At 55.6% G+C, this 22,330-nt stretch carries 20 protein-coding genes; 8 read left to right on the top strand and 12 right to left on the bottom strand.

Going from position 1 to position 22,330, the window contains the following annotated elements:
* The first annotated feature begins 154 nt into the window (after positions 1-154).
* The 5 genes from vapB (HNR55_RS15075) (at position 155) to HNR55_RS15055 (ending at position 9,419) form a co-directional block, all read left to right on the top strand.
* Entirely contained in the window at positions 155-379 is a 225-nt protein-coding gene (gene vapB / locus HNR55_RS15075; RefSeq protein ID WP_166116738.1) for a type II toxin-antitoxin system VapB family antitoxin, read from the top strand.
* The gene (vapC, locus tag HNR55_RS15070) at positions 379-783 is read left to right on the top strand and encodes a type II toxin-antitoxin system tRNA(fMet)-specific endonuclease VapC (protein ID WP_166116737.1); all 405 of its coding nucleotides are present in this window, start codon (positions 379-381) and stop codon (positions 781-783) included. The genes vapB (HNR55_RS15075) and vapC (HNR55_RS15070) overlap by 1 nt, the downstream gene beginning before the upstream one ends.
* Before the next feature lie 310 nt (positions 784-1,093).
* Positions 1,094-5,137, top strand: coding sequence for an NACHT domain-containing protein (locus HNR55_RS15065; protein ID WP_166116735.1), 4,044 nt, complete (start codon positions 1,094-1,096; stop codon positions 5,135-5,137).
* A gap of 724 nt (positions 5,138-5,861) precedes the next feature.
* Positions 5,862-6,446, top strand: coding sequence for a recombinase family protein (locus tag HNR55_RS15060; protein ID WP_062247439.1), 585 nt, complete (start codon positions 5,862-5,864; stop codon positions 6,444-6,446).
* Between the two features lie 3 nt (positions 6,447-6,449).
* A complete protein-coding gene (locus HNR55_RS15055) occupies positions 6,450-9,419 on the top strand; it encodes a Tn3 family transposase (protein WP_166116733.1) in 2,970 nt (989 codons plus the stop codon).
* A gap of 498 nt (positions 9,420-9,917) precedes the next feature.
* Here HNR55_RS15055 and HNR55_RS15050 read toward each other — a convergent pair whose 3' ends face one another.
* From HNR55_RS15050 to HNR55_RS15020, 7 genes are all read right to left on the bottom strand, one after another.
* Positions 9,918-10,952 carry a DGQHR domain-containing protein gene (locus HNR55_RS15050; protein WP_166116731.1) on the bottom strand — a complete coding sequence of 345 codons (1,035 nt, stop codon included), beginning with the start codon at positions 10,950-10,952 and terminating at the stop codon, positions 9,918-9,920.
* A 153-nt stretch (positions 10,953-11,105) separates the two neighbouring features.
* Positions 11,106-11,411 carry a CcdB family protein gene (locus HNR55_RS15045; protein WP_045543259.1) on the bottom strand — a complete coding sequence of 102 codons (306 nt, stop codon included), beginning with the start codon at positions 11,409-11,411 and terminating at the stop codon, positions 11,106-11,108.
* The gene (locus HNR55_RS15040; protein ID WP_166116729.1) at positions 11,412-11,657 is read right to left on the bottom strand and encodes a type II toxin-antitoxin system CcdA family antitoxin; all 246 of its coding nucleotides are present in this window, start codon (positions 11,655-11,657) and stop codon (positions 11,412-11,414) included.
* Between the two features lie 161 nt (positions 11,658-11,818).
* The gene (vapC, locus tag HNR55_RS15035; protein ID WP_166116727.1) at positions 11,819-12,223 is read right to left on the bottom strand and encodes a type II toxin-antitoxin system tRNA(fMet)-specific endonuclease VapC; all 405 of its coding nucleotides are present in this window, start codon (positions 12,221-12,223) and stop codon (positions 11,819-11,821) included.
* Entirely contained in the window at positions 12,223-12,447 is a 225-nt protein-coding gene (vapB, locus tag HNR55_RS15030) for a type II toxin-antitoxin system VapB family antitoxin (RefSeq protein WP_166116725.1), read from the bottom strand. The genes vapC (HNR55_RS15035) and vapB (HNR55_RS15030) overlap by 1 nt, the downstream gene beginning before the upstream one ends.
* A gap of 105 nt (positions 12,448-12,552) precedes the next feature.
* Positions 12,553-13,986, bottom strand: a complete 1,434-nt coding sequence (locus tag HNR55_RS15025; RefSeq protein ID WP_166116723.1) for a DUF6880 family protein — start codon at positions 13,984-13,986, stop codon at positions 12,553-12,555.
* A gap of 122 nt (positions 13,987-14,108) precedes the next feature.
* Complete coding sequence (locus HNR55_RS15020; RefSeq protein WP_246860445.1) at positions 14,109-14,627, bottom strand: hypothetical protein; 519 nt, start codon at positions 14,625-14,627, stop codon at positions 14,109-14,111.
* Positions 14,628-14,855: 228 nt separating this feature from the next.
* On the opposite strand from HNR55_RS15020, the gene HNR55_RS15015 reads away from it, so the two are divergent.
* Entirely contained in the window at positions 14,856-16,469 is a 1,614-nt protein-coding gene (locus tag HNR55_RS15015; RefSeq protein ID WP_166116721.1) for an ISL3 family transposase, read from the top strand.
* 13 nt (positions 16,470-16,482) lie between these two features.
* Here HNR55_RS15015 and HNR55_RS15010 read toward each other — a convergent pair whose 3' ends face one another.
* The 5 genes from HNR55_RS15010 to HNR55_RS14990 all read right to left on the bottom strand — a co-directional run bounded on the left by HNR55_RS15010 (position 16,483) and on the right by HNR55_RS14990 (position 19,992).
* Positions 16,483-16,965 carry a class I SAM-dependent methyltransferase gene (locus HNR55_RS15010; protein ID WP_166116719.1) on the bottom strand — a complete coding sequence of 161 codons (483 nt, stop codon included), beginning with the start codon at positions 16,963-16,965 and terminating at the stop codon, positions 16,483-16,485.
* Positions 16,962-17,357: a group II truncated hemoglobin gene (locus tag HNR55_RS15005; RefSeq protein ID WP_166116717.1), complete on the bottom strand. Its 396-nt coding sequence runs from the start codon at positions 17,355-17,357 to the stop codon at positions 16,962-16,964. The genes HNR55_RS15010 and HNR55_RS15005 overlap by 4 nt, the downstream gene beginning before the upstream one ends.
* Positions 17,358-17,657: 300 nt before the next feature.
* Positions 17,658-18,170 carry a rhodanese-like domain-containing protein gene (locus tag HNR55_RS15000; protein WP_019087402.1) on the bottom strand — a complete coding sequence of 171 codons (513 nt, stop codon included), beginning with the start codon at positions 18,168-18,170 and terminating at the stop codon, positions 17,658-17,660.
* 24 nt (positions 18,171-18,194) lie between these two features.
* On the bottom strand, positions 18,195-18,518 hold the full coding sequence (locus HNR55_RS14995) for an ArsR/SmtB family transcription factor (RefSeq protein WP_264813880.1): 324 nt from the start codon (positions 18,516-18,518) through the stop codon (positions 18,195-18,197).
* Positions 18,519-18,852: 334 nt separating this feature from the next.
* A complete protein-coding gene (locus tag HNR55_RS14990; RefSeq protein WP_026019424.1) occupies positions 18,853-19,992 on the bottom strand; it encodes a pyridoxal phosphate-dependent aminotransferase in 1,140 nt (379 codons plus the stop codon).
* A gap of 118 nt (positions 19,993-20,110) precedes the next feature.
* Here HNR55_RS14990 and HNR55_RS14985 point away from each other — a divergent pair, with 118 nt between their 5' ends.
* On the top strand, positions 20,111-20,620 hold the full coding sequence (locus HNR55_RS14985; protein ID WP_221441742.1) for a hypothetical protein: 510 nt from the start codon (positions 20,111-20,113) through the stop codon (positions 20,618-20,620).
* 57 nt (positions 20,621-20,677) lie between these two features.
* A complete protein-coding gene (locus tag HNR55_RS14980; RefSeq protein ID WP_166116712.1) occupies positions 20,678-22,063 on the top strand; it encodes an IS1380-like element IS1380A family transposase in 1,386 nt (461 codons plus the stop codon).
* Positions 22,064-22,330: the final 267 nt, after the last annotated feature.

Here is a 22,330-nt window from a genome sequence, read left to right as displayed (position 1 = left end):
CGCTGAATTTTTCTACTGTGCCTGGATCAATCAGGCAAACGGCGTGTAACCTGCCGGGCTTTCTGGCCGTTCACACGATCGGGAGGATTGAAAAATATTGATGGGTCGCCACTTTTTGTATATTCGTAAGGGATATACAAACATGGAGCGTGCCATGCTCACCCGTACGACACTGTTTCTCTGCAACCGTTCTCAGGCCGTTCGTCTACCTAAAGCTGTCGCCTTCGACAGCACCCTCAAGGACGTAGTGATCATCCCTGACGGTGCACGCAGAATTATCGCCCCCGCCAACGCCGCATGGGATGATTTTTTTGCAACGTCAGGCACTGACCTGCCCACGCGGAGCCAACCCCCCATGCAGGAGCGCGAAAGCTTCTGATGCTGCGTTACCTGCTGGATACAGACTTCTGCATCCGCGTTCTGCGTGATCGTCCTCAAAGGCTACGTGAGCGCTTCAATGATAACGCTGAGGCACACTGCATCTCAGATGTTGTATTATACGAACTCCTCTATGGCGCTGAGAAAGCCCGGAACCCGACCCAAACCCGTCGTGAAGTCGAACTCTTTGCCGCGCGCCTGAGTGTCCTTCCGTTCGATAACAACGCTGCCGCCCACACCGCCGAGATAAGGGCCGATCTCGAGCAGCGTGGCTGCACAATCGGTCCCTATGATCTCATGATTGCCGGCCATGCGCGGAGCAAAGGACTGATTGTCGTGACCGGGAACCTGCGGGAGTTTACCAGAGTGAACGGCCTGCGCTGTGAAGACTGGACGGCCGATTAGGGAGGGAGGCGGAATGTCGGCTATAGGGAAGAAACAACCGAAAGCAGACAGTCGCCGCACTCACGCTTATGATGACCTTGCATTCTCGCTCCGCCATAAGCAGCGTATGCGCTTGGCCCATTGACCAATGGTGAGCCCGCACATTGTCGCTCAGATTATAGCCACTGAACGTTTGCCCGATGGGAATTGGAGGATCGTAATCGATCATCTTGGCTAGGTCGCGACCCAAGAAGCAGGCCTGTTACGCGGTCGAGGTATCACATCGATGCTGTGCGTTGATTGAAAAAGTAGAAATGATTAAATTAATATCATGGCGGATGTGGCACCAATTACTGATATTAACCGGAGGTTGAAGCGCGAAGATCCCGCTACGCGCTCGTCGATCATCATCGATCAGGCAGCGATTCTTGATCTTGATGGTCCCGTCATCATGCTTGGTGATCCGGGCCTAGGCAAGAGCATGCTGGCGCAGAAAATCGGGCAAAAGGCCGGCTTCTTCTATGTCCGCGCATCAAGTTTTGTGAGGAATACTCAGCCTGAACGTTTGGTCCCCAACGGCGAATGTCTTGTCATTGACGGTCTGGATGAGATCGCGTCCGCGACCGCGGGCGGCGGCGTTGATGCCATCCTCGGCCAGCTGTCGAAGCTGGGCTATCCCCGCTTCATTCTGTCAAGCCGTGAAGTCGACTGGCGCGGGGCGGCCGATCGAATCAAGATTGAGGATGACTATGGGCGCGCCCCGACCATCCTTCATTTGCTGGCGTTCGACCACAATGACGCGACGCTCTTCCTTCACCGTAGTTTTCCGTCTGTAGATGCCGAGAGCGTTCTTACACATCTCGCGGACCGTGGCCTTGATGAGATTTACAAGAATCCATTGACGTTGCGGCTGATCGGAGAGGTAGCAGCGAGTGCTGAGGTGCTGCCGACCAGCCGTGCGCAATTGCTGGATCGCGCCTGCCTACTGCTCGTGAAGGAAGATAATCCCCGCCATCAGGAAGCCGCTCATGCGCATGTTACACCCGAGAAGCTGCTTCTCGCCGCCGGTGCCTACGCCGCCACCCAATTACTGTGTGACATTGCGGGACTGTTCAATGGCCCAGTAGGCAAGACTCCCAATGACTGCGTCCACGTTGGAAACATTGCCGTACACCTGCATGCCGAAGCAATCGAAGCCGCGCTCCACACTAGGCTGTTCGAAGCAGAAAGCAGCCAACGTTTTCATCTCCTGCATCGGGTCATCGCCGAGTATCTCGGCGCGAAGTGGCTCGCGCACTGTTTCCAGTCCGGCGTGTCGAAACGGCGGCTTTTCTCGTTGTTCGGCCAAGGCTACGGTGTGCCGACATCGTTACGTGGGTTGCACGCCTGGATGGCCCATTTCGATGATACGCTAGCAGAGGTCTGTGTCACCGCAGATCCTTATGCGGTGCTACGTTATGGAGATGCCGAGACGGTGCCCGTTCATATCGCGCGCCGATTACTCCGTGCCCTAGCTTCACTATCTGATCGTGACCCGTTTTTCCGCGCGGAGGATTGGGGGCGGCATCCGGTAAGCGGTCTCATGCGTGTCGAACTTAAGGACGATATCCTGACTCTGATCGGAACACCCGAGCAACACAAGCAGCTCACGCTTCTGCTTGTCGAGGCGATGGCGGGAAGCAAGCTCACTGCGACGCTGGAGCCGGAATTGCGCGCGATGATGCTCGACAAGGCGCGTCCCTATAGCACGCGCCGCTGCGCCGCCGACGCGCTACGCATAATGCGCCGGATCAACAATCCCGCCGAGGCAATCGAACATCTACTGGCGCAAGGGGGCGAAGATGATCAGCGGCTGGCCTGGGATTTGTTGTATGATCTTGGGCTAGAGACTGTCGCGAGGGATATGGCCGTCCGTACGTTCTATGCGCATCTCGACGTCACGGTCAGCAATGCTGCTCAGAGTGACGACAAACATGTACGTCTGAACGAGAGATCAGTCGAGGCATTGACGAGCACTCAACTAGAAGAGCTTCTTGACGTAGTTCAGAATTATGGTGAGCGAATGATCACTGCAAGTGGTCATCACTATAATTGGCAAGCTGTCGATCTAGTACATCGCGCCGGGCTTTGCGCATTGACGGTGAATCCCGGGATGGCCGCGGCTGATATCTGGCGACGGCTGTCTTGGGTTGGTAATAACTCGTGCGGTAAACTTGAGTCGACCAAGGCGCTTACAAAATGGTTCGGCGTACACCCGGCGGTTCGGCGCGCGGTTCAGAGCCACGTCGTTTTCGACGCCGGCTACGAGCATTTCTACCGCGATGCTACTGCCCTCCACTTTTGCGGTCTGGACCTCGAGCCAAATGCGAATGAGGTCATTGCGCTGATCGAGGAGTTTGGTCGTCGCCGAGGAAACACAGGAACGGACCTGAAAATTCTAGAAGAACTTGTCCAGCTCGTACCACGCGGAAACGTTAATGCCGCGACTGTAAGGCAGGCTGCAGCCAAGATAGGAAACGGCTCGCCCAAATTTATGGCGAGGCTCGATGAGTGGTCGAAGCCGCCTGTCCATAAAGGACAAACTGAACGCGAGGCGGGCGATCAGGAACGCGAAGCACAGCGGACTGCAAACCGGCAAACGTTACGCGACACACTTGCCAAGGATCTTTCATCGGTCGACTTGGGCACACCGAACCTGTTGCATGATGCGGCCTGCATTTATCTGGGCAAACGCACGGACCTTTGTTCGGGCTTAAGCTTTGGAGCACGGCCAGAAACGCGCTTAACGAATGTGTTAGGGGCAGAACTCAGCGAGCGGGTGATGCAGGGCTTTATGGCCATCTGCGACCGTAATGACACGCCGTCCGCGAGCGATATTGTCGAGATGCACCTCGACCGTAAGACCTCTTCTGCCGCACTTGTCTTCGTGTGCGGGGTGGCCGAGCGGCTGCGACACGGCCTTGGTGTTGATCATCTGACGGTCGAAGCGCGCGAGTCAGCGTTCATGGCATTGCGGTGGATGGGTGGATTAAATGCTTTCATTGGTATCGACTTGAGGCCGCTTGAAAATGCGGTGCTGTGCGATGATTTTGCGATCGAACGCTTCTTTCGTACGTCAATCGAGCCGCAACTCCGACGCAAGGTAATCCACGTCAAGGATCTCTCTTTTCTTGACAGGGATCCGCGCTGGCGGCCCTTAGCGGGGCGGCTGGCGGTGGAGTGGTTGCACCTTTTCCCATCTCTTCCGACAACGGTCTTGGAGGAACTACTCGACCAAGCGACCCGGCATGCCAAGCCGGCTGAACTGCAATCTCTGGCGCGTAAATTCCGCAACCGCCGGTATTTCCGCAGAACGAAGTTGGCATGGCTCGCACTCGATTTTCTGGTCGATTTCGGTGCAGCCTACGACATGCTAGTGAAAGTTGCTGCGGAGAATCCCGATTTCCTCTGGTGTATTAGAGACCGCGTTTCCTGCAGATGGGGCGATGCCGATCAACGGCTTTCGGTCGCCCATTACCAGTTTATCGTCGAGCGTTTCAGCCATGCCTGGCCGCAAACCTCGCATCCGAAGTTCGGCTCGAACGGAGATACCAATCCTTGGGACGCAACAGCGATAATCGAGAACTGCGGCTACGCTATTGGCGGCGATCCATCGCGCGACGCGACCACCGCGCTCGAACATCTGATCGCCGTTGCCGATCCGAGCTATGTCGATCCACTGCGGCACGCCTTGGCGCTTCAGCAGCGTACTCGGCGTGATTCGGAGTTCACGCCAGTGTCGGTTGAGGGTCTAACTGCCGTCGTTAACGGCGGGCTGCCCTCGACGATCGACGATATGCGGGCGTTTTTTGGCGACCGCATTATAGCCCTTGATGACCAGATGCATTCGACAGCAACCGACATGTGGGAAGCCTATTGGAACGGTGCGGAACCACGCGAGGAGAATTTCTGCCGCAACCGCCTGATCGAACATATCTCCGGCCAGTTGCCTGACGCAATCCGCTTCGTGCCGGAAATGCATATGCCGCAGCAGAAGCGCGCGGACATTGCCGTGATCCTCGGTGACATTAGTTTGCCGGTCGAGATTAAGCGGCAGTGCCACCGCGAGCTCTGGACCGCACCGGTCGAGCAGCTTGCCGCACGTTATCTGTGTGATTGGCATGCCAAAGGCCGTGGCGCCTATATCGTCCTGTGGTTCGGCAATGTGCCGGGAAAGAATCTGCCAGCCCATCCTGACGGACTGCAACAGCCAGTGACCCCAGACGACTTAAGCGCGATGCTTATCGATCGTCTGCCTGAAGCTCTACGTGATGTGATCGACGTCTATGTCGTCGATGTCTCGTCGCCCGCTAAGAAAGTATCTTCAAGCGCCTAATCAATCCCGACTTGTCAGAGCGCAGCCATGGAGATTTGAGCGGCCCACGATCATGTCGGCTTTCGGGAGGCTCGGCTTAGCGTTTTTACGTCCGGGTTGAGGGCGGCTACTGTCTGTCTGCTCTGTTTCCGTTGAGCAGACAGACGGTTTTGGGGGGGAAGCGGAATATCCGTTGTTTTTCGCGTAGTTTTGCTGATTGCAAACCATCCATTAGAAATATTCAGAAGAAAAAATATCAACCGAGATTAAAGGAAGAAAAAATATTTTTAAGCTCTGGGGAATAGCATGAACACTCAGAGAGAAGTGACACATAGTGAGGTGATACATCTATGCGACTATTGTCTATTAAATTTAGTTCTTGATTGAGCCTAGAAAGAAGTAATAAAGGATAACAAATTATAGCATGATCTGGGTCGAAGCTGTATAATAATTTATCTGATCCAACATAAGCCTGCAAATGTGTGCGAAGTTGATTATAAGGCTTCTCGAATTCTTGAGGGGGGACCGGATCGCGAAATGGCGCAGTCCTATAAGGGGTCGGTACATAGAACGGGCACAGATATACGCTAAGGTCGGATGCTGAGGGTATATGACGGAAAACAGGTGTTTTCCGTCATTTTTTTCTTGCCGGGAAAAGATAGCCGCCAAGGTAGCAAAAACTGCACGACAAACCATGTCGCTTTGCATTACTGTGCGGAAACTATTCTGATGAGGTTTGTCGTACATGCTGGTCGGTTATATGCGAGTGTCCTCAGCCGACGAACGCCAGTCAGTGGATCTCCAGCGCGATGCGCTGATCGCGGCTGGCGTCGATGCACGCCACATTCATTCCGACAAGGCCTCTGGTGCCCGCGACGATCGCCCTGGCCTCAAGACGTGCCTCGCTTGGCTCAAGGAAGGGGATACGCTGGTGGTCTGGAAACTCGACCGTCTGGGCCGTTCTCTATCGCATCTTCTCGATATTATCGGAGATTTTCGGGAGCGTGGCATCGCTTTCCGATCCTTGACCGAACATATGGATACGGCAACCGCGCAAGGCGAGTTGCTGTTCTCGATGTTCGGCGCACTCGCCCAATACGAACGCGCCTTGACGCGCGAACGGGTCATGGCGGGGCTGGCAGCCGCCAGGCGCCGGGGTCGGCGCGGCGGTAGGCCGCCCGCGATCCACGCGGAGAAGATCGCGGCGATTACCGTCGCCCTCGAAGGCGGCGCCAGCAAAGCGGCTATATGCCGCAACTTCGGTGTACCGCGCTCGACGCTGATCGACACGCTGGCGCGGATTGGCTGGACGCCTCCCGGCAGAACCTGACAGATGCCGCGCCGTTCCGTTCTGACCGAGGCGCAGCGCCTGTTGCTGCTTGCCCTGCCCGAAAACGAGGCCGACCTGGTGCGCTACTGGACGCTCACTCCCGATGACCTGCGTGTCATTGTCAGTCGGAGAAGGGCGCACAATCGGTTGGGCTTTGCTATCCAGCTTTGCGCGCTGCGCTACCCGGGGCGGCTGCTCCGGCCGGGGGAGCTGATCCCTCAGATCCCGCTCGCCTTCATAGGGGATCAACTCGGGATCGAGCCGGACGCGCTCGCCGACTATGCCGTGCGTGGGCCGACCCGCTACGAACAGCTCGATACGCTGCGTGGAACATTCGGATTCCAGCAGTTCTGTCGGCCGCTCCAGATCGAGCTTCAGGCCTGGCTTCTGCCTGCGGCCCTGACGTCCAGCAGCGGAATCGTTCTCGCACGGATGCTGCTGGGCGAATTTCGCCGGCGATGCATCGTCGTGCCTGGTATCACCCAGATCGAACGCATGGTGGGCAAGGCGCTGCTCGATGCCGAGCGGTATGTCTGCGAGCTGCTGACGCGGCATCTCACCGCCGACCAGCGCGATCGGCTCGACGCCCTCCTCCAGCCGCATAGCGGCAGCCATATCAGCAGCCTCACCTGGGTGCGTCAGCCTCCTGGCCAGCCCGGGAGGCGTGCCTTCGCCGCGATCCTCGACCGGTTGTCGCTCCTGCGTGCGATCGACCTGGATTCCGGCCTCGTGGACACCATTCACCCGGAGCGGCTTCGCCGATTGTGCCAGGAAGGCGCGCGCCTCACGGCGCAACATCTTACCTCGTTGAACCCGGCACGGCGGCGCGCGGTGCTGGTCGCCACAGTCATCGAGACGCAGATGACGCTGACAGACGACGCGGTGCTCATGTTCGAGCGTCTGTTCGGTCAGTTGTTCCGCCGGGCGGAACGGCGCGAGGAAGCCGCATTGAAACGCGACCGTCGGACCATCAACGCCAAAATCCGCCTTCTGGCCGAGATCGGCGATGCGGTGTTGAGCGCCCGCGCTGACGACGCCGATCCATACGCGGCGATCGAGGGCGTCATCGGCTGGGACGTGCTGACACGGGAAGTCGCGGAAGCCCGTCGTCTCGTTCGTCCTGATCCGCTCGATCCCGTGGCGCTCTCCCGAGAGAACGCACCGATCCTGCGCCAGATCGGTCCTGCGTTCGTCGCCGCCTTCACTTTCGGGGCTGTTCCCGCCTGCGCACCTCTTGCCCAAGCTGTCGAGACCCTGCGCGGACTCGCCGACGGCCGGCACAGGCTTCCGGCCGGCGTGCCGCTCGGCTTTGTCCGGACGAGCTGGCGGAAGCGGATCGACCGTGCTGATCTCGACCGCCGCATCTTCGCGTTCTGTGTCCTGGCGGAACTGCGCGACCGGCTGCGCGCGGGGGATATGTGGGTCGAGGGAAGCCGACGCTATCGCGCCGTCGAGCACCAGCTTATTCCAAAGCCGATTTTTTCCGCGATGCGCGAGGCCGGCCCCCTGCCGATCGCCGTCGCTGATACCGCAGCGGCCTGGCTGGCGGAACGCAAGGCGCTGCTCACGCGTCGGATCGCCGAGATAGAGGCGAAAGCGTCCACCGATACGCTCGAAGACGTGCGGATCGCCGAGGGGCGGCTGCGCATCTCGCCTTTGCGCGCGATCACTCCAGACGAGGCAGAGGACGCCCTGGCGCCCCTCTACGCACGCCTGCCGGCCATCCGGATCACCGATCTGCTGGCCGACGTGGATCGCTGGACGGGACTTGCCGGCTGCTTCACGCATTTGACTACCGGCCGGGCACACGACGATCCCCGCGCGATCCTTACCGCCGTTCTTGCCGATGCGACCAATCTCGGCCACGCCCGCATGGCCGAGGCCTGTGGGTTGGTAACTCGGCGTCAGCTCGGCTGGCTCTCGGCCTGGCACCTGCGCGAGGATAGCTACGGAGCGGCGCTGGCGAGGCTGATCGAGGCGCAGCATCGGCTGCCCCTTGCCGCGTTGTTCGGCGACGGCACCGCGTCCAGCTCGGACGGGCAGCACTTCCCGCTCGATCGGCGTGCACAGGCAACCGGCGCCGTCAATCCGCACAAGGGCAGCGAACCCGCCATCTCCTTCTACACCCATGTCTCCGATCGCTACGCGCCGTTCCATTCCACAGTCATCTCCGCCGGTGCCAGCGAGGCCGCGCATGTACTCGACGGCCTGCTCCATCATGGCGCCGACCTTGCGATCGAGCGTCACCATACCGATGGCGGGGGCGTTTCGGATCATGTGTTCGCCCTATGCCATCTCCTCGGTTTCCGTTTCGCCCCGCGCATCCCCAACATCGGTAACAGACGCCTGCATCTGTTCGGCGACATGAAGCCTGGGTCGACTGTCGCCCCATTGATGGCCCAGCCGATCGACGAACGCCTGATCTCCGAGCACTGGGACGACGTGATCCGGCTCGCCACCTCAATCCGTACCGGCGTCACCAGCGCGTCGCTGATGCTGGAACGGCTCGGTTCTTATCCTCGCGCGAACGGTCTCGCCCTTGCCCTGCGAGAGATGGGCCGCGTCGAGCGTACGCTGTTCACGCTCGACTGGATCGAGCTCCCCGAAGAACGCCGCCGCGCCACCCGCGAGTTGAACAAGGGAGAGGCCCAGAATGCCCTCAAGCGCGCCATCTTTTTCCATCGCACCGGCCGGATCCGCGATCACGGACTGCAAGCCCAGGGACATCGGGCGAGCGCGCTCAATCTCGTCGCCAGCGCCATCGTATTGTGGAACACCACCTATCTCGGAGCCGCAATGCGGCATCTCGAACGTCAAGGACGATCCGTTGCGCCTGATCTGCTCCAGCATCTCTCTCCGCTGGGGTGGCAGCATATCAACCTGACCGGGGATTACCTCTGGACCGACGCCGGCATCCCGGAAGGGAAACTCCGCCCGCTCCGGCAAGCCATCACAATCACCGATAATCCTTAGCGTATATCTGTGCCCGTTTTATGTACCGACCCCTATAAGATGCTGTATTCCTTAAATTTTCTAACCATGTAAGTGGATCGCTCTCTGCCACAGTTTGCGACAATAGCTGATCTGCCGAAAAGCGGCTGCGAAATTCAGCAAGGACGACTGAGTGTGTATTGCCAGATTTTCGGACTACTGATTCGCCCGCCTGTGCAATCAAAGAATGCGGACTTCGCCCAATGTAGAATACAGAAAATGAACGGAGCATAAGCAAAGCCCGACACGTGTAAAATGAACAATAATATAGCTGCACCGTAGACCATGTAAATCGCCCCTTACTTACACCGTTTATCCCCTCAAAAAAGGTAGCTAAAGAGGCATGAGCGATTGCTTTTGCGTCATCAGATAGCGCTTGACTAAGTCTAGCTGCATCAACATGGCTAATCGGCTTATAAGCAGTCGAAATTAATTTAGAGCTTTGCGCAATCGTCTGCGCCAGACGGTCTGAATGAAGCATTAAAAAGCGTACTCGTCTGCACTTTCTCCCTTATCGAACAACTCATCTAGACGAACAAAGACATATTTCTGTGCTTCAGAACCAGATTTCCCTGTTAATTCCTTTTGATAAATTAGGTTTTCGCGCGTCATATTGATCGCATGCCTCATGGTCTCGCTCTTGAATGACTTCATTCCTACACAATAAGGAATCATTCTCGCTGTAAGGAAATCGACTGCTCCAGAGAACCCAGCAGCAAACATAAATGCGTTCTGACGTTCAAACCACGCCTCTCCATAAATTTCCTCAAGACAGCGAAAGAAATTTATAATTGCTAGACTTTGATTTTCTAAAGTTGATAAAGAAACTTGATCAAAAGGGCCATTTTTTTCAATGAGTGGCTTTATAGTTGTCACAATTGTCGAAAGTGCCACTCCGCCTTTTCGAGGAGGTTCTCCGGGAAACTTTATCATTCCATGATAAGGAGCACCGTCCTCACTGAGCTCAATCGCAATATCTCTAGCTCTAGCGGCCGCAGGATCAATAATTTGGTCATCCGCAATCGCATATAGATCAAATACTAAGCTCCTGTGAACGGGTTTCTGTTCGGTATTGATCGAGAGAAATATATCTGCACATTCTTTTGTCGTAAGACCAACGTAAATGGCTACGGGTAAGTTGATATCTTTCAAGCCATCGGTGCTATTTATTGCTTCCGCTAAGCCTGCAACTCGATGCTGCCCGTCAATTAGTTGTGCGGAATATTCATGTGGAGTTATCGATAATATTTTCCTGCTTTGATCAATTTCTATACTCTCAGAGCGAACCCAATTCATAACTATAGAATTTGGAAAAAAGCCTCCAGATAAAGCAAAATCTCGGATACTTGCAATACGCCTAGTATTCAAAACTCTTTGGACCGCTCCTTGCTCTTCATCTCTTCCTCTAACCGCAGCATAAGAAACTTTGGTAATGATAGATGCGGGCATGTTCACGAGAAAAAATGATGTTCCGTGTTGATTGATCTCTAAAAAAGGCAGTTCGACGCAGGTCATTTTGCTCTCGTGTATTTGTATATTTATTACGTAATAGCAGGTAGAAGATTACCGTACAATGATAAAAAATTATATACCTCGTTTCGCTTCCCATCACTCGTAAGTATGCATACTACGTCCACTATGAGGGCGGAAGCTGACTAAAGCCGTCTCTCAGAAACCAGTTAACAGTAGATCAATAGCCTGAGTGATTTCATCCTGATAAAGAGATAATGACGTCACGACTTTTTTCAGATCACGGTCAGATACAGCAGCCATAAACTGTGTCATCATAACGAACGACTGGTCATCGACTACAAAAACCGGATTCAGTCTCTTTGCCGGTTTGGGTGCCACTTTCTGTGACAAAAGCGGCACCACGATGCGGGTGCCCAACTCGTCCAGCAGGTCTGCCTGCACATCTAAAACGAAACGCGCTTCACCTCGTCCGGCCAAACAATACACATCAAAACGGGCCATTCAGAAGTTCCGATAATCCGCCAGAGGAAGACCATTCTTTTCGACATACTGTCGGGATGCTTCAAGGGAGGAGCGATTTTCTACAAGCCATTGTTGAGCACGGACCGAAGCGATCGCTGATTTCAACCCCTGTTCGCAGGCCTGCGATATGTTGAGATCAAGCGATTTGGCTTCTTCGAGTAACTGAGCAGGTAACGTCACATTAGTGGGACGACGCAACGGACTGGTGGAGTGCACACGAACCATGGCTTTGATCCTATTTACATGAGAACTGAAACATAGCACATGTTTATGCGCATTTCCATGCGCATATTATCATCTTGATATATGCCTGCTTTCAGAAAACTCCAGCAATTCCTGTTACGTCTGACATGAGGCAGACGCCGAAGCAGAAGCTCCACTTCCCCCTAACCCGCCATCCAATCCTCGGAACGCAACCCATCTACCCTCGTAAATTCTCGTAGATTTCCGGTCACAACGACAAGCCCCCTGCTTCGAGCGTGTCCGGCAATCATCAAATCGTACGGGCCGATGACACAGCCACGCGTTTCCAGCTCTGCCCTGATTTCCGCTGTATGGGCTGCGGCGTCATCATCAAACGGTAAAACAGACAGACGCGCGGCAAAATGTTCGACCTCACGCCGCGTCTTTACCGGATCGTGTGACTTTTCGGCTCCATAAAGAAGCTCGTAGAGTACGACGTCCGAGATGCAGAGCACCTCGGCGTTATCATTGAAACGCTCACGCAAGCCTTGCGGACGATCGCGCAGGACGCGGATACAAAAATTTGTATCCAGAAGATAACGAAGCATCAGAAGCTTTCGCGTTCCTGCATCCTCGGCTGATCGCGCTCAGGCAGTGGAGTGCCCGGAGCGGCAAAGAAATCGTCCCATGCAGCATTCGCGGGCACGATTATACGACGCGCACCGTCCGGGATGATCACGACGTCTTTCACGCTGGCGTCAAACGCAACCGCTTTGGGAAGACGCACGGCCTGAGAGCGATTGGACAGAAAGAGCGTCGTGCGGGTCAGCATCGTAACCTCCACTTTGGATATGCCGATAGTATATCCAAACTCTTGCCGGGTAGCAATGGAATTCGCTCGCCATACTGGCCAGACCATTTTCCCCCAAGCCTGATCTCAGGGCACGGCGATCAATGACCAGAATCCCAGTTTGCGCTTATGTGCGGTTTTCAGCCGGGTCATGAACATTTCATGGGATTCCATGCCTTCAGCCATGGTCAACATGGGTGCAAGTCGCAGACAGGACGCAAGATCCTTTGCGGCATAGGCGTAGTAACGGGAAAGCGCCCTGTCCAGCACGGCCTCGACCAGCAGGCGGTAAAGCAGTGTCGCTTCGTTGGGATAAGATTCAGATATACGTTCCGCTGCCGGACGCAGCGTCCCGTAATCCCGTCCGTCCAGTTCCGCTGTGTGATCCCGCACGAGACGGGCAGCATCGTCGAGCGCTGGCCATTCCAGAAGAGTAGACAGGGCCGCGCTTCTATTCGGAAAATTCCGGATGTGATCGAGCGCCTGCTCTTCGGCGTCGATCGCATCATAATCGCTGAGATGACGCTGATAGGCTTTCCAGTGCGGCAGGCTCAGGCGTTCCCGAAAAACGTTCCATCGCAGAGCCTGAGCTTTGTCTCGGTCTCCAACGGCCTCGTATGCTTCAATCCGCAGATCGTCGTTTTCCTTGTAAAAGCGAGAGTTCTCTTCAGTTTCCCGGTCGAGCCAGTCAAGTGCCTCCCGGGCGCGCCCCTTGTCCAGCAAGCGGCGTGCGACGTCGCCGGTATAGGCATACTGGCGGTCACTCAGGCTGACAGCTTCACTATACGCATCAACGTCACCCATGGCATCCGCAAGATCCCGCAGGTGCCTGATCACCTGCATACGCGCGATGTCGGTATGATAATCGCTATTCCCCTTTGACGCAGGAAGGTCGCGCAGTCGTGCCAGAAGCATAGTTCTGAGCATGGCTGCGCCCGTTTCGCCTAATGCCGTGCCGCACGCGGCGAGCAGACGATCACAGGTGCCATACCCGTCATCATCGAGAAGCGTAAGAAGGTCTGTGACAACGATGGCGGGATCCCGGTTGGCCTGTCGTCCCCAGAGAACGCCAAGATCAGAAGCGGCCTCCCGGAAGACGTCCGACAGGTATCCGGAACTGTCGTCCGAGCGCTCGTAGACGGATGGGGCAATCTCCACAAGCAGCCTCATGGCTGAAATGGCCTGCCCGACATCGGCAGAGGCAACGTCACCCAGGATGGATTGCCGCAAGGTATCAAGTTCAGCAGCCAGAGGACGGATCCGGTCCCAGGGCAGAAACCCACGGGAACGCTGGATCGTGCGCAGTCTCTTTTCGATCTCCTTGCCGAGTTTATCCTTCGCGTGAACCGCTGTCAGCGCCATGCGAAGCCTGCGGGTCAGTGCGGTGTCCTGCCCTGCCAGTTCGATGAGCAGGTCCGCAAGTCGGTCCGCACCAAGCGCCTTCAGATTATCCTTCGTGACAGTCGTGCCGACTTTCGCTGAGGCACGGGACTTGGGCTTTTCAGAGGGATTTCGAGTCATGGAAGCAGGTTATGGCTCTCCCTCAGAAAGCGCAATCGCCCAGTGTTGGTCCGGCGTGTCAGGGCCTTCCTTTCATCGGATACGCCCATCCAAGCCGGACGGACGTATCCGATGTCAGCTATTCACCCCCTGGTTTTCACCCAGAAGCGCCCGGTGGCGGTCCTTCGTGACTCCCATCCTGCATTTTTGAGCATAACAAGCAGCTCTTTTTCTGGCGGCACGTCGATCACGTTTTGCATGATTTCTGCCAAGGTTGTTCTTTCTCGCGCAGCCAGGAACGCGGCCAGAGTCACCGCGACCAGCGCTGGCGGCGACAGAGATGGCACAGGAACTGCCTCAATCCGAAGCCCTTCCCGTTCGAGATGATCGACGATGCGATGGAGCCCAAGAAATTGCACCCCGGCCAGACGATCATCAGCGTAAACGCCGCTTCCAGCCGCGTCACAGATCATGTCCCAGAGTCGATCTATCACGGTTGGTGGCAGATGCTGAGACATTGTCCTGCGGTCTATGGTCTCCCAGCGCAGAAGTTCATCATCTTCACCCACCATGACTTCGATCTGGTCCGTAGTCACATTGTAGCGGATCCGTCCTTTTAGTCTGGCACGGATTTCAACACGCATTTCGTTATCTTCGTACACGATCTTTCACCTTCAATTGTATGGAAGATTGGAAGGCGAGCGATCACGGTGGTCCGGTAGACCAAGGCACGAAGCGGGTACTAAACGCAGGAAAATCGTTGTGGTCCAGTGGGATGTTGATTTTCACTGAGAACTGGGTTCTTCCGTACTTTTCGTGATGGGTATCTTGTACTGAGGTTCCGGAACTGGGAAATCCAGAAAGTCGTTCACTTTCATGGATATTCCCCAGTGTCACGCCTTCGGTCTCTTGATCTTCCCCGTTCCCTCGTCGTTCGTCGTGTTGTTGCACTGGATAACAGAGTGGAGATCGAAGTCGGTCTGCGAAAACGGAGTGCAGTGTGTCCGGACTGTCAGTGCCCGACACAACGCATTCACAGTTTCTATCAGAGAAAACTCGCGGATCTTCCATGGCAGGGCCGTCCAGCCACGCTGATCGTTTCTGTGCCGCGCTTTTTCTGCCAGACGATGCTTTGTCCACGTCGGACGTTTGTCATGCCCCTTGAGGGGATAACCGTGCGTCATGGCAGACAGACCACACGTCTTGCCGATCTTCATTATTATATCGCCCACACCCTGGGCGGTTCCGCTGGAGCACGAATGACCGTGCGCCTGTGTTGCCCCATCAGCGCGGATACTCTTGTCCGCCGTCTTCTCTCACGTGTGCAGAACACCACAAAAGGCACGGCCCTTACACGTGTGGTGGGGGTGGATGACTGGGCATGGCGGCGGGGACATCACTATGGAACGATTGTGGTCGATCTTGAGAAAAATGATGTCATGGACCTCCTGCCAGATCGGGACGCTGATACCCTTGCCCGATGGCTGCAGGTCCACCCCGGTATTGAAATCATTGCCAGAGACCGTGCCGGTACTTATGCAGACGGATGCCGCAGAGGCGCACCATCCGCTCTTCAGGTGACAGACCGCTGGCATCTGCTGAAGAACCTGTCAGACGCTTTTGTCAGCATTCTGGACCGTTTTACGACGACTGTCAGGACCCTGACACGACAGATGAACGTATCAACGGTCGTAAGCAAAATATCTGAAACAATCAGAGCGCATCCAGAAGAGGCGCAGGCGGTCGTCAGGTCAGCCTCTGGGGAACGGCGTGACATTCTTTTCAAGGAAGCTCTTGCCCTGAAAGCAGCGGGACACAGCATTCAGGCTATCGCCACAACGATCGGGGTAGAGAGAAAAACCGTGCGGCGCTGGTTTCAGCGGGGCCATGCACCACCATGGAAAAGAACGGTTCCGTCACGCAGCATACTCGTGCCTTACACAGCCCACCTGGAAAAGAGATGGTCCGAAGGATGTCGCAATAGTCGTCAACTATGGCGGGAACTCCTGGAGCAGGGCTTTGCAGGACAATATGGCACCGTCTGGAAATGGGTGGCGACGCGACAGGGATGTTCCGCGAAACCCGTTCCTTCCGCGCATGTCGTTGCACCTCGGGGACGCAGACTTGCGCGGCTTCTCCTCGCAGAGGATCCGTTATCTGCCGGACAGGAGGGACTGCTGGTTCCTGCCCTTCTGGAAGCTGAACCGCACCTTGCCGTCACACTCTGCTGGCTCAGGAAAATGCAGACCCTGCTCTGTAAAAGGGGTGACACCTGCACGGGAGGCGATCTGAAGGCTCTGCTGGAAGAAGGAAAGACGACGCTGCTGTCACGTCTGATTCCCGCGCTTGAACGGGATGCGGCTGCCATTGAAGCGTCTCTTGTCACACCTTGGACAACCAGCCCGGTTGAAGGACAGATCAGCCGACTGAAAATGATCAAGCGAACCATGTTCGGAAGAGCAGGCTTCGAACTCCTCAGGGCGCGTGTCCTTCAGCCCGCATAATCAAAAAACATCATCACGAAAAGTACGGAAGAACCCAGTTCTCAGTGAAAATCAACACGTAGGTGATTTGCTCGGGGCGGTAGCCCTGCAGCAGGATCAATCCCCCGGGTTTTGTGGCTTGCTGCATGCCCGTAAATATTCTTGTCCGAAAGTCGGGATCAGCGAACTGTATGAAAATGGCGATGACTGCATCGAAACAGTCCGTCGGCCATGTCCATGAGGCAAGATCGATCTGTTGCAGGTCAATGTCCACGCCATATTCTTCCGCCAGCCTGCGCGCTTTGGCGAGTCCAGTCTCGGCAATGTCGACAGCCGTGACATGATGGCCTTGTGTGGCAAGCCAGACACCATTTCGGCCTTCGCCATCAGCCACGCTGAGGATGTTGCTGCCTGTGGGGAGGAGGTGGACCTGCTGTGTCAGAAAAAGATTTGGTGTTTTGCCGAAAACATAATCATCAGAGGCAAAACGGACATTCCACCGATGCGCGTCGCTCATGATGTCTCCATGGGCCGATTGGCCATATGCCAGCCAAGGGCATCAATTTTGTCAACGATGCTGCGTGACAGAGGGGAGTCCGGAACAGTTTCACTCCAGGCCTTATGAAAACAGAGCAGCCAGCCTTCGATCTCTGCCTTGCCAATGGGGGCAATAAGATGGCGGTGGCGTAGTCGTGGATGACCATATTTGTCAGTATAGAGAGGTGGTCCGCCCAGCCATCCGGTAAGATATTCGAACAGCTTTTCTTCGGCACGGGTCAGTGAAGGAGGATGAACGGCACGGCAAGCCGCAGCTTCCGGCAGAGTATCCATCAGAGTGTAGAAGCGCGCACATAGCTGACGCACCATTGTTTCCCCACCCAGTGCTTCATAGGGGGATATGTCTGTCATTTCTTTGTCCTGTAGATGATTTTTACTTTTCTGTTGCCGGATCCAGTCTGAAATTTGTGGCTGTCCTCCCGTCATGAAGGTCGCGGGTGTGAGATTATTTTTTCAATTTCAACGTTCGGAGCGTCGGATGTAGGTTTTTCCGGAATTTCCAGTCATTTTATATATTAGCATTGCATAATATTTAACTTCACGACTCCGGGATTTCCTCTCCCTGTGAAAACAGGAAAGAAGAAATCATGGAAATCGCAGCGCAGGGGTATGCAATCTGATCGGCTGTTGGACTGACTGTTGTGGCTGCGCTTAGCGGTTCCATGGAGCGTGAGCTACGACCCGTGCCAGGCCGCAAAAACCTGTCAGTCCAGCAACGGTAAGGCCCGCGCCAAAAAAGCCGGTCAGCAGGAAATACCATGGGCTTACAAAAAAGCCGAGAAGGCTGCCTGTGAGAACAAGTAATCCGATGATGAGTTGCACCTGACGGTCGAGGGGCAGGACTTTCCGGCCGCTTCTTTGTAATGGCAGGCCTTCCTTCATCCAGGACTCGATGCCTCCTTCAAGATTATAGAGAGTGAGGCTGGGGTCTTCGGCCAATAGTTTCTTGCAGGCAGAAGCACCACGACCACCCTTGCGACAATAAATGACCAGATTTTTGTCAGCATGAGGCGGCAGAATGGCCTTTTTGATTGAGCCCAGTGGCAGAAGGGTCGCGCCGGAAATGGACTCGGATGCAAATTCCGAGGGCTCTCGCACATCGACCAGGGCGACTTTCTTCTGCTCCAGCCAATCGTTCAGGGTTTTTGCATCCACGGACTGCATTGTCATTTTACATGAACTTCCTAATCAAGAGTGTTCGCGACAGAAGATCAGCTGAAGCACGGCAAGTACTGCCTGTGCTTCAGCGCTGCAAAGTCGATAATAGATCATCAGGCCGCGTCGTTCTGAAGTAATCAGACCAGCATCTTTAAGTCGCGCCAGATGTTGAGACAGGGCCGACTGCGATAATCCAACGGCTTCAGCGATATCTCCGACATTTTTTTCACCGGAGACAAGGTGGCACAGCACCATCAGTCGGTTGGCATTGGCGAGTTCCTTGAGAAACCTCTCTGCTTCCGAGGCATGACGCTGCATGGCTTCATGGGAAAGGGATAGGTTTCGTTTTTCCACGTTGATACCTTATTGCAGAATTCTATTTTAGCAATATCTAAAATACTTAATCCAAATCGTAAAGTGTCTTTCCGTATGGATGCCGGTATATGCCTCGTGAAATATGCCAGATAATGATTTCTGTAATTTCGTCTATGTTTTCAAATATTTTTTGAAAAAACATGACATTCCGCATCCTTTTCATGCGAATTGCAGAATGTCATCAGTTAGACGCCGGAAGCGAATAAGGATTGCAGTTTCCAGTGGTCTGCACTGAGTGTTTTTCCGGCTTTGGAAGCGGCAGAAAAACACTCGGCATAATTTTCTTAACGAACAATGGGGGGAGTATGCCCCTTTATTTGTCCGTTTTCGCTGAAAACCAGGGAATCATGCGGGCAATAGCTTCTTCAATCCTGTCGGTTGAAACCGCGAAGCTGAAGCGCATGAATTTGTGGCCATTGACCGGGTCGAAATCAATTCCGGGCGCAGTTGCAACACCTGTATCGCGCAGCAGTTCTTCGCAAAATATCAGACTGTTGTCAGTCAGATGTCCGATATCGGCATAAACATAAAACGCGCCATCAGGGGGGGCTATATTGTTCAAGCCCATCTGTGGGAGAGCTTGCAGGAGAAGATCGCGGTTCTTGCGATAGGTCACAAGATGCCCTTCCAGCTCCTCGCTGCAATCAAAGGCGACCAGCCCGGCGTGCTGGCTCAGGGAAGAAGGTGTCAGGAACAGATTGCCCATGCGGGCACGCGCCTTGTCGATCATGTCTTCGGGAATGATCAGCCATCCCAGACGCCAGGGTGCCATGCTGAAATATTTGGAAAAGCTGTTCACGATCAGCGCTTCCGGTTCATATTCCAGAGCGCTGTGCGCTGGTTCACCATAGCTCAGACCGTGGTAAATTTCGTCGGAGATGATCCGGATATTGCGCTCGCGGCAGACGCGGACGATGGCGCGGAATTCCTGTTCCGGCAGGATGGTCCCCGTAGGGTTGGCGGGACTGGCGATAATCAGGGCGTCCGGTGCGGGCACAAGCGCTTCGATGGCGCGCGCTGTCAGTTGGAAGCGTTCTTTCTCGCCACACGGGATTTCAACCGGGACCATGTGAAGGCTTTTCAGCGTGTTGCGATAGGCAACGTAACCCGGCCGGGCCAGAGCAACGCGCATGCCGGGTGTGAGGCTGGACAGCAGCGCCAGAACCAGAGCCGGTGACGCGCCACAGGTCAGAATGACCTGCTGCGGGCGGATGCTGACGCCATATGTGTCGTGATAATGCCGGGCGATCCGTTCACGAAGGGCCTGACTTTCCCAATATCCCATCGGATCTGTGGCCAGAACATGTTGTGCGCGTTCGATGGCCTTGGTCGGCGCCCCGGTGGAGGGCTGGCCAAATTCCATGTGAATGATGTCCTGTCCCTCGGCTGCGAGACGGTGGGCCAGAGCGCTGAGTTCAATGGCGTGGAACGGTGCGATTTCGGGAACGGACATGCATGACCCATGGGGTTGTCTGAAACTTTGGCCCTGATAGCAGAGATGGAATGAAAGAGGAAAAAGACCAGCACAAAGACGCTTAATCTTCTGCTGCGAACCGGGCTAAAAAGCACGAATGATATGTTCCGAGATTTTCAAGACAGAGCTTGCTTGGCGCCCGCCCGAGGATTTTCTCGAATTTGCTTCCGGAGCATCGTCCTGCGTCATGCTGGACAGCGGTGGAGAGTCGCCTGAGGGGCGCTGGTCATGGCTCTGTCCACGACCAGTCTCCACACTCGTGTTGCGACAGGGGGTTCTGAAGCGTGACGGTGTGGAAATCGCGCAGGGGACGGATGTCTGGTCTTGTATCCGTGCGATGTTGCGTCCACGCAGTGCGGAAGATCTGCCTTTTCCCGGAGGCGTGATCGGTTTGGCGTCTTATGAAGCGGGCATGCGGCTGGAGCGGATTGCGTCACGGCACATGAGCGATGAACCCGAACTCATTGCCATGCTGTGTGATGATTTTTTCGCTTTTGACCGGCTGGAAAAGCGCCTTTGGTGGGTCAGTCATTCGGCTGCGCCTGTGCCGGAAATTCCGGTCGTTCTGGACGCGGAAATCTCACAGAAGGGTTGTACATCGGGTTAGATTATGAAAAAGTCTGTTTTGCACAAAAGAATTTTTCATAAGCAATAAACGAACCCGATGCAGACAGAGTGTAGCGCAGGCGCGTATGAGTTTCCAGCCTCCTGTGGACGGCGTGTTGTGGCCCGTTTTGACGGGGGTCGCATGAGTTCGGATGGGGGCGTCATTCTGGTGAAGCAGGCTGATGACATTCTGGGGCTCAGCCGCCGCTTTGCTGCCTGTTTTCGCGATAAGCGGCATCCCGGCTTTGTGGAATACCGGGTTGAAGACCTTGTCCGTCAGCGGATCATGGGCCTGGCACTGGGCTATGAAGATCTCAATGATCACGATGCCCTGCGGCATGACCTGATCTTTGGTCTGGCCTCGGGCCGTCTGTCAGGAGGCCGGGCAAACTGCGCAGCATTGGCTGGCAAATCTACACTGAACCGGTTGGAGCGCAGTGGGCACAAGGCAGATCGTTACTGTCGGATCATTGCTGATCATGAGGCCCTGGCTACCCTGTTCGTCACGCTCTTCCTTGACCAGCATGAGCACGCACCCGCCCGGATCGTTCTGGATGTGGATGCCACCGATGACCGTATCCATGGCCATCAGGAAGGCCGCGCCTTTCATGGATATTACGGCCATAACTGCTATCTTCCCCTGTATGTCTTCTGCGGGGACCATCTCCTCAGCGCTACCCTGCGCACGGCAGACAGGGACCCGGGGAAGGAAGCACTGGCAGACATCCGCCGGATCGTGGAGCGGATCAGGAGCCGTTGGCCCCGGGTGCGTATCCTGGTGCGTGGGGACAGCGGTTTCGCCCGGGACCCTCTGATGACATGGTGCGAAGACAACCACGTTGACTTCCTGTTCGGGCTTGCAGGCAACACCCGCCTGTATGACCGGATTGCCTCTTTGTCCGCTGAGGTTCGTGACGAAGCCGCCACGACAGGCAGAGCTGCGCGCGGTTTCGCCTCCTTTGACTGGATCACAAAGGACAGCTGGACGCGCCGCAGGCGGGTCGTGGCCAAGGCCGAATGGCGCCACGGCAACCGCTATCATCGCTTCATTGTCACCACGCTACCGCAGGGAATGTCCGACCCCCGCCATCTCTACGAACAGATTTACTGCGCACGCGGGGATATGGAAAACCGCATCAAGGAATGCCAGATGGATCTGTTCTCAGACAGGACCTCGTCCCACACCATCCGGGCCAACCAGCTCCGGCTGTGGTTCTCGGCCGCAGCCTATGTCCTGCTGACCGCTCTGCAAAGACTGGCCCTTGGCCAGACCAGCCTGGAGACGGCGACCTGTGGCACCATACGCGCACGACTGCTCAAAATCGCGACACGTGTAACGCTCAGCGTCCGTCGGATTGTCCTGTCCATGCCGGACATGTTCCCCTGTCAGCATGAATTCGCCCTCGCTCATGCACGATTGCGAAGGCTCCGGCAGGCCATCTGAAGAAACAGACAGTGCACAGACCACATAGCTTCCACCAACACTGCCTTCTCAGGCCGTGACACCCTCACTGCGTTCAGAACCCGCCGCCAGAAGCAGAATATCGTCAATATTCCAGATCGGGCTCCTGTGGGATGACTGAATTCTACAAAATGACCCAAAATTACCTCAAGTGTGAGATGGGGTGGTTGCCGTCCTCCCCGCACGGCATCGCAATGTGCCAGAATGGTCGTTGGAAGAAACGACTGCGCGAAAGGACGGCAGATGAAG

Origin of the sequence: Acetobacter lovaniensis (assembly GCF_014207635.1) — a bacterium.
Taxonomy (GTDB): domain Bacteria; phylum Pseudomonadota; class Alphaproteobacteria; order Acetobacterales; family Acetobacteraceae; genus Acetobacter; species Acetobacter lovaniensis.
This window is presented reverse-complemented; position numbering and strand designations above follow the sequence as displayed.

Bases quoted from the DNA above. Each gene is read 5' to 3' on its own strand.
- vapC (WP_166116727.1), bottom strand. From the start codon at position 12,223: ATGCTTCGTTATCTTCTGGATACAAATTTTTGTATCCGCGTCCTGCGC.
- HNR55_RS14985 (WP_221441742.1), top strand. From the start codon at position 20,111: ATGATATGTTCCGAGATTTTCAAGACAGAGCTTGCTTGGCGCCCGCCC.
- HNR55_RS15065 (WP_166116735.1), top strand. From the start codon at position 1,094: ATGGCGGATGTGGCACCAATTACTGATATTAACCGGAGGTTGAAGCGC.
- HNR55_RS15025 (WP_166116723.1), bottom strand. From the start codon at position 13,986: ATGACTCGAAATCCCTCTGAAAAGCCCAAGTCCCGTGCCTCAGCGAAA.
- HNR55_RS14990 (WP_026019424.1), bottom strand. From the start codon at position 19,992: ATGTCCGTTCCCGAAATCGCACCGTTCCACGCCATTGAACTCAGCGCT.
- vapB (WP_166116738.1), top strand. From the start codon at position 155: ATGCTCACCCGTACGACACTGTTTCTCTGCAACCGTTCTCAGGCCGTT.
- HNR55_RS15055 (WP_166116733.1), top strand. From the start codon at position 6,450: ATGCCGCGCCGTTCCGTTCTGACCGAGGCGCAGCGCCTGTTGCTGCTT.
- vapB (WP_166116725.1), bottom strand. From the start codon at position 12,447: ATGCTGACCCGCACGACGCTCTTTCTGTCCAATCGCTCTCAGGCCGTG.
- HNR55_RS14980 (WP_166116712.1), top strand. From the start codon at position 20,678: ATGCAGACAGAGTGTAGCGCAGGCGCGTATGAGTTTCCAGCCTCCTGT.
- HNR55_RS15045 (WP_045543259.1), bottom strand. From the start codon at position 11,411: ATGGCCCGTTTTGATGTGTATTGTTTGGCCGGACGAGGTGAAGCGCGT.
- HNR55_RS15060 (WP_062247439.1), top strand. From the start codon at position 5,862: ATGCTGGTCGGTTATATGCGAGTGTCCTCAGCCGACGAACGCCAGTCA.
- HNR55_RS15010 (WP_166116719.1), bottom strand. From the start codon at position 16,965: ATGAGCGACGCGCATCGGTGGAATGTCCGTTTTGCCTCTGATGATTAT.
- HNR55_RS15000 (WP_019087402.1), bottom strand. From the start codon at position 18,170: ATGCAGTCCGTGGATGCAAAAACCCTGAACGATTGGCTGGAGCAGAAG.
- HNR55_RS15050 (WP_166116731.1), bottom strand. From the start codon at position 10,952: ATGACCTGCGTCGAACTGCCTTTTTTAGAGATCAATCAACACGGAACA.
- vapC (WP_166116737.1), top strand. From the start codon at position 379: ATGCTGCGTTACCTGCTGGATACAGACTTCTGCATCCGCGTTCTGCGT.
- HNR55_RS15005 (WP_166116717.1), bottom strand. From the start codon at position 17,357: ATGACAGACATATCCCCCTATGAAGCACTGGGTGGGGAAACAATGGTG.
- HNR55_RS15040 (WP_166116729.1), bottom strand. From the start codon at position 11,657: ATGGTTCGTGTGCACTCCACCAGTCCGTTGCGTCGTCCCACTAATGTG.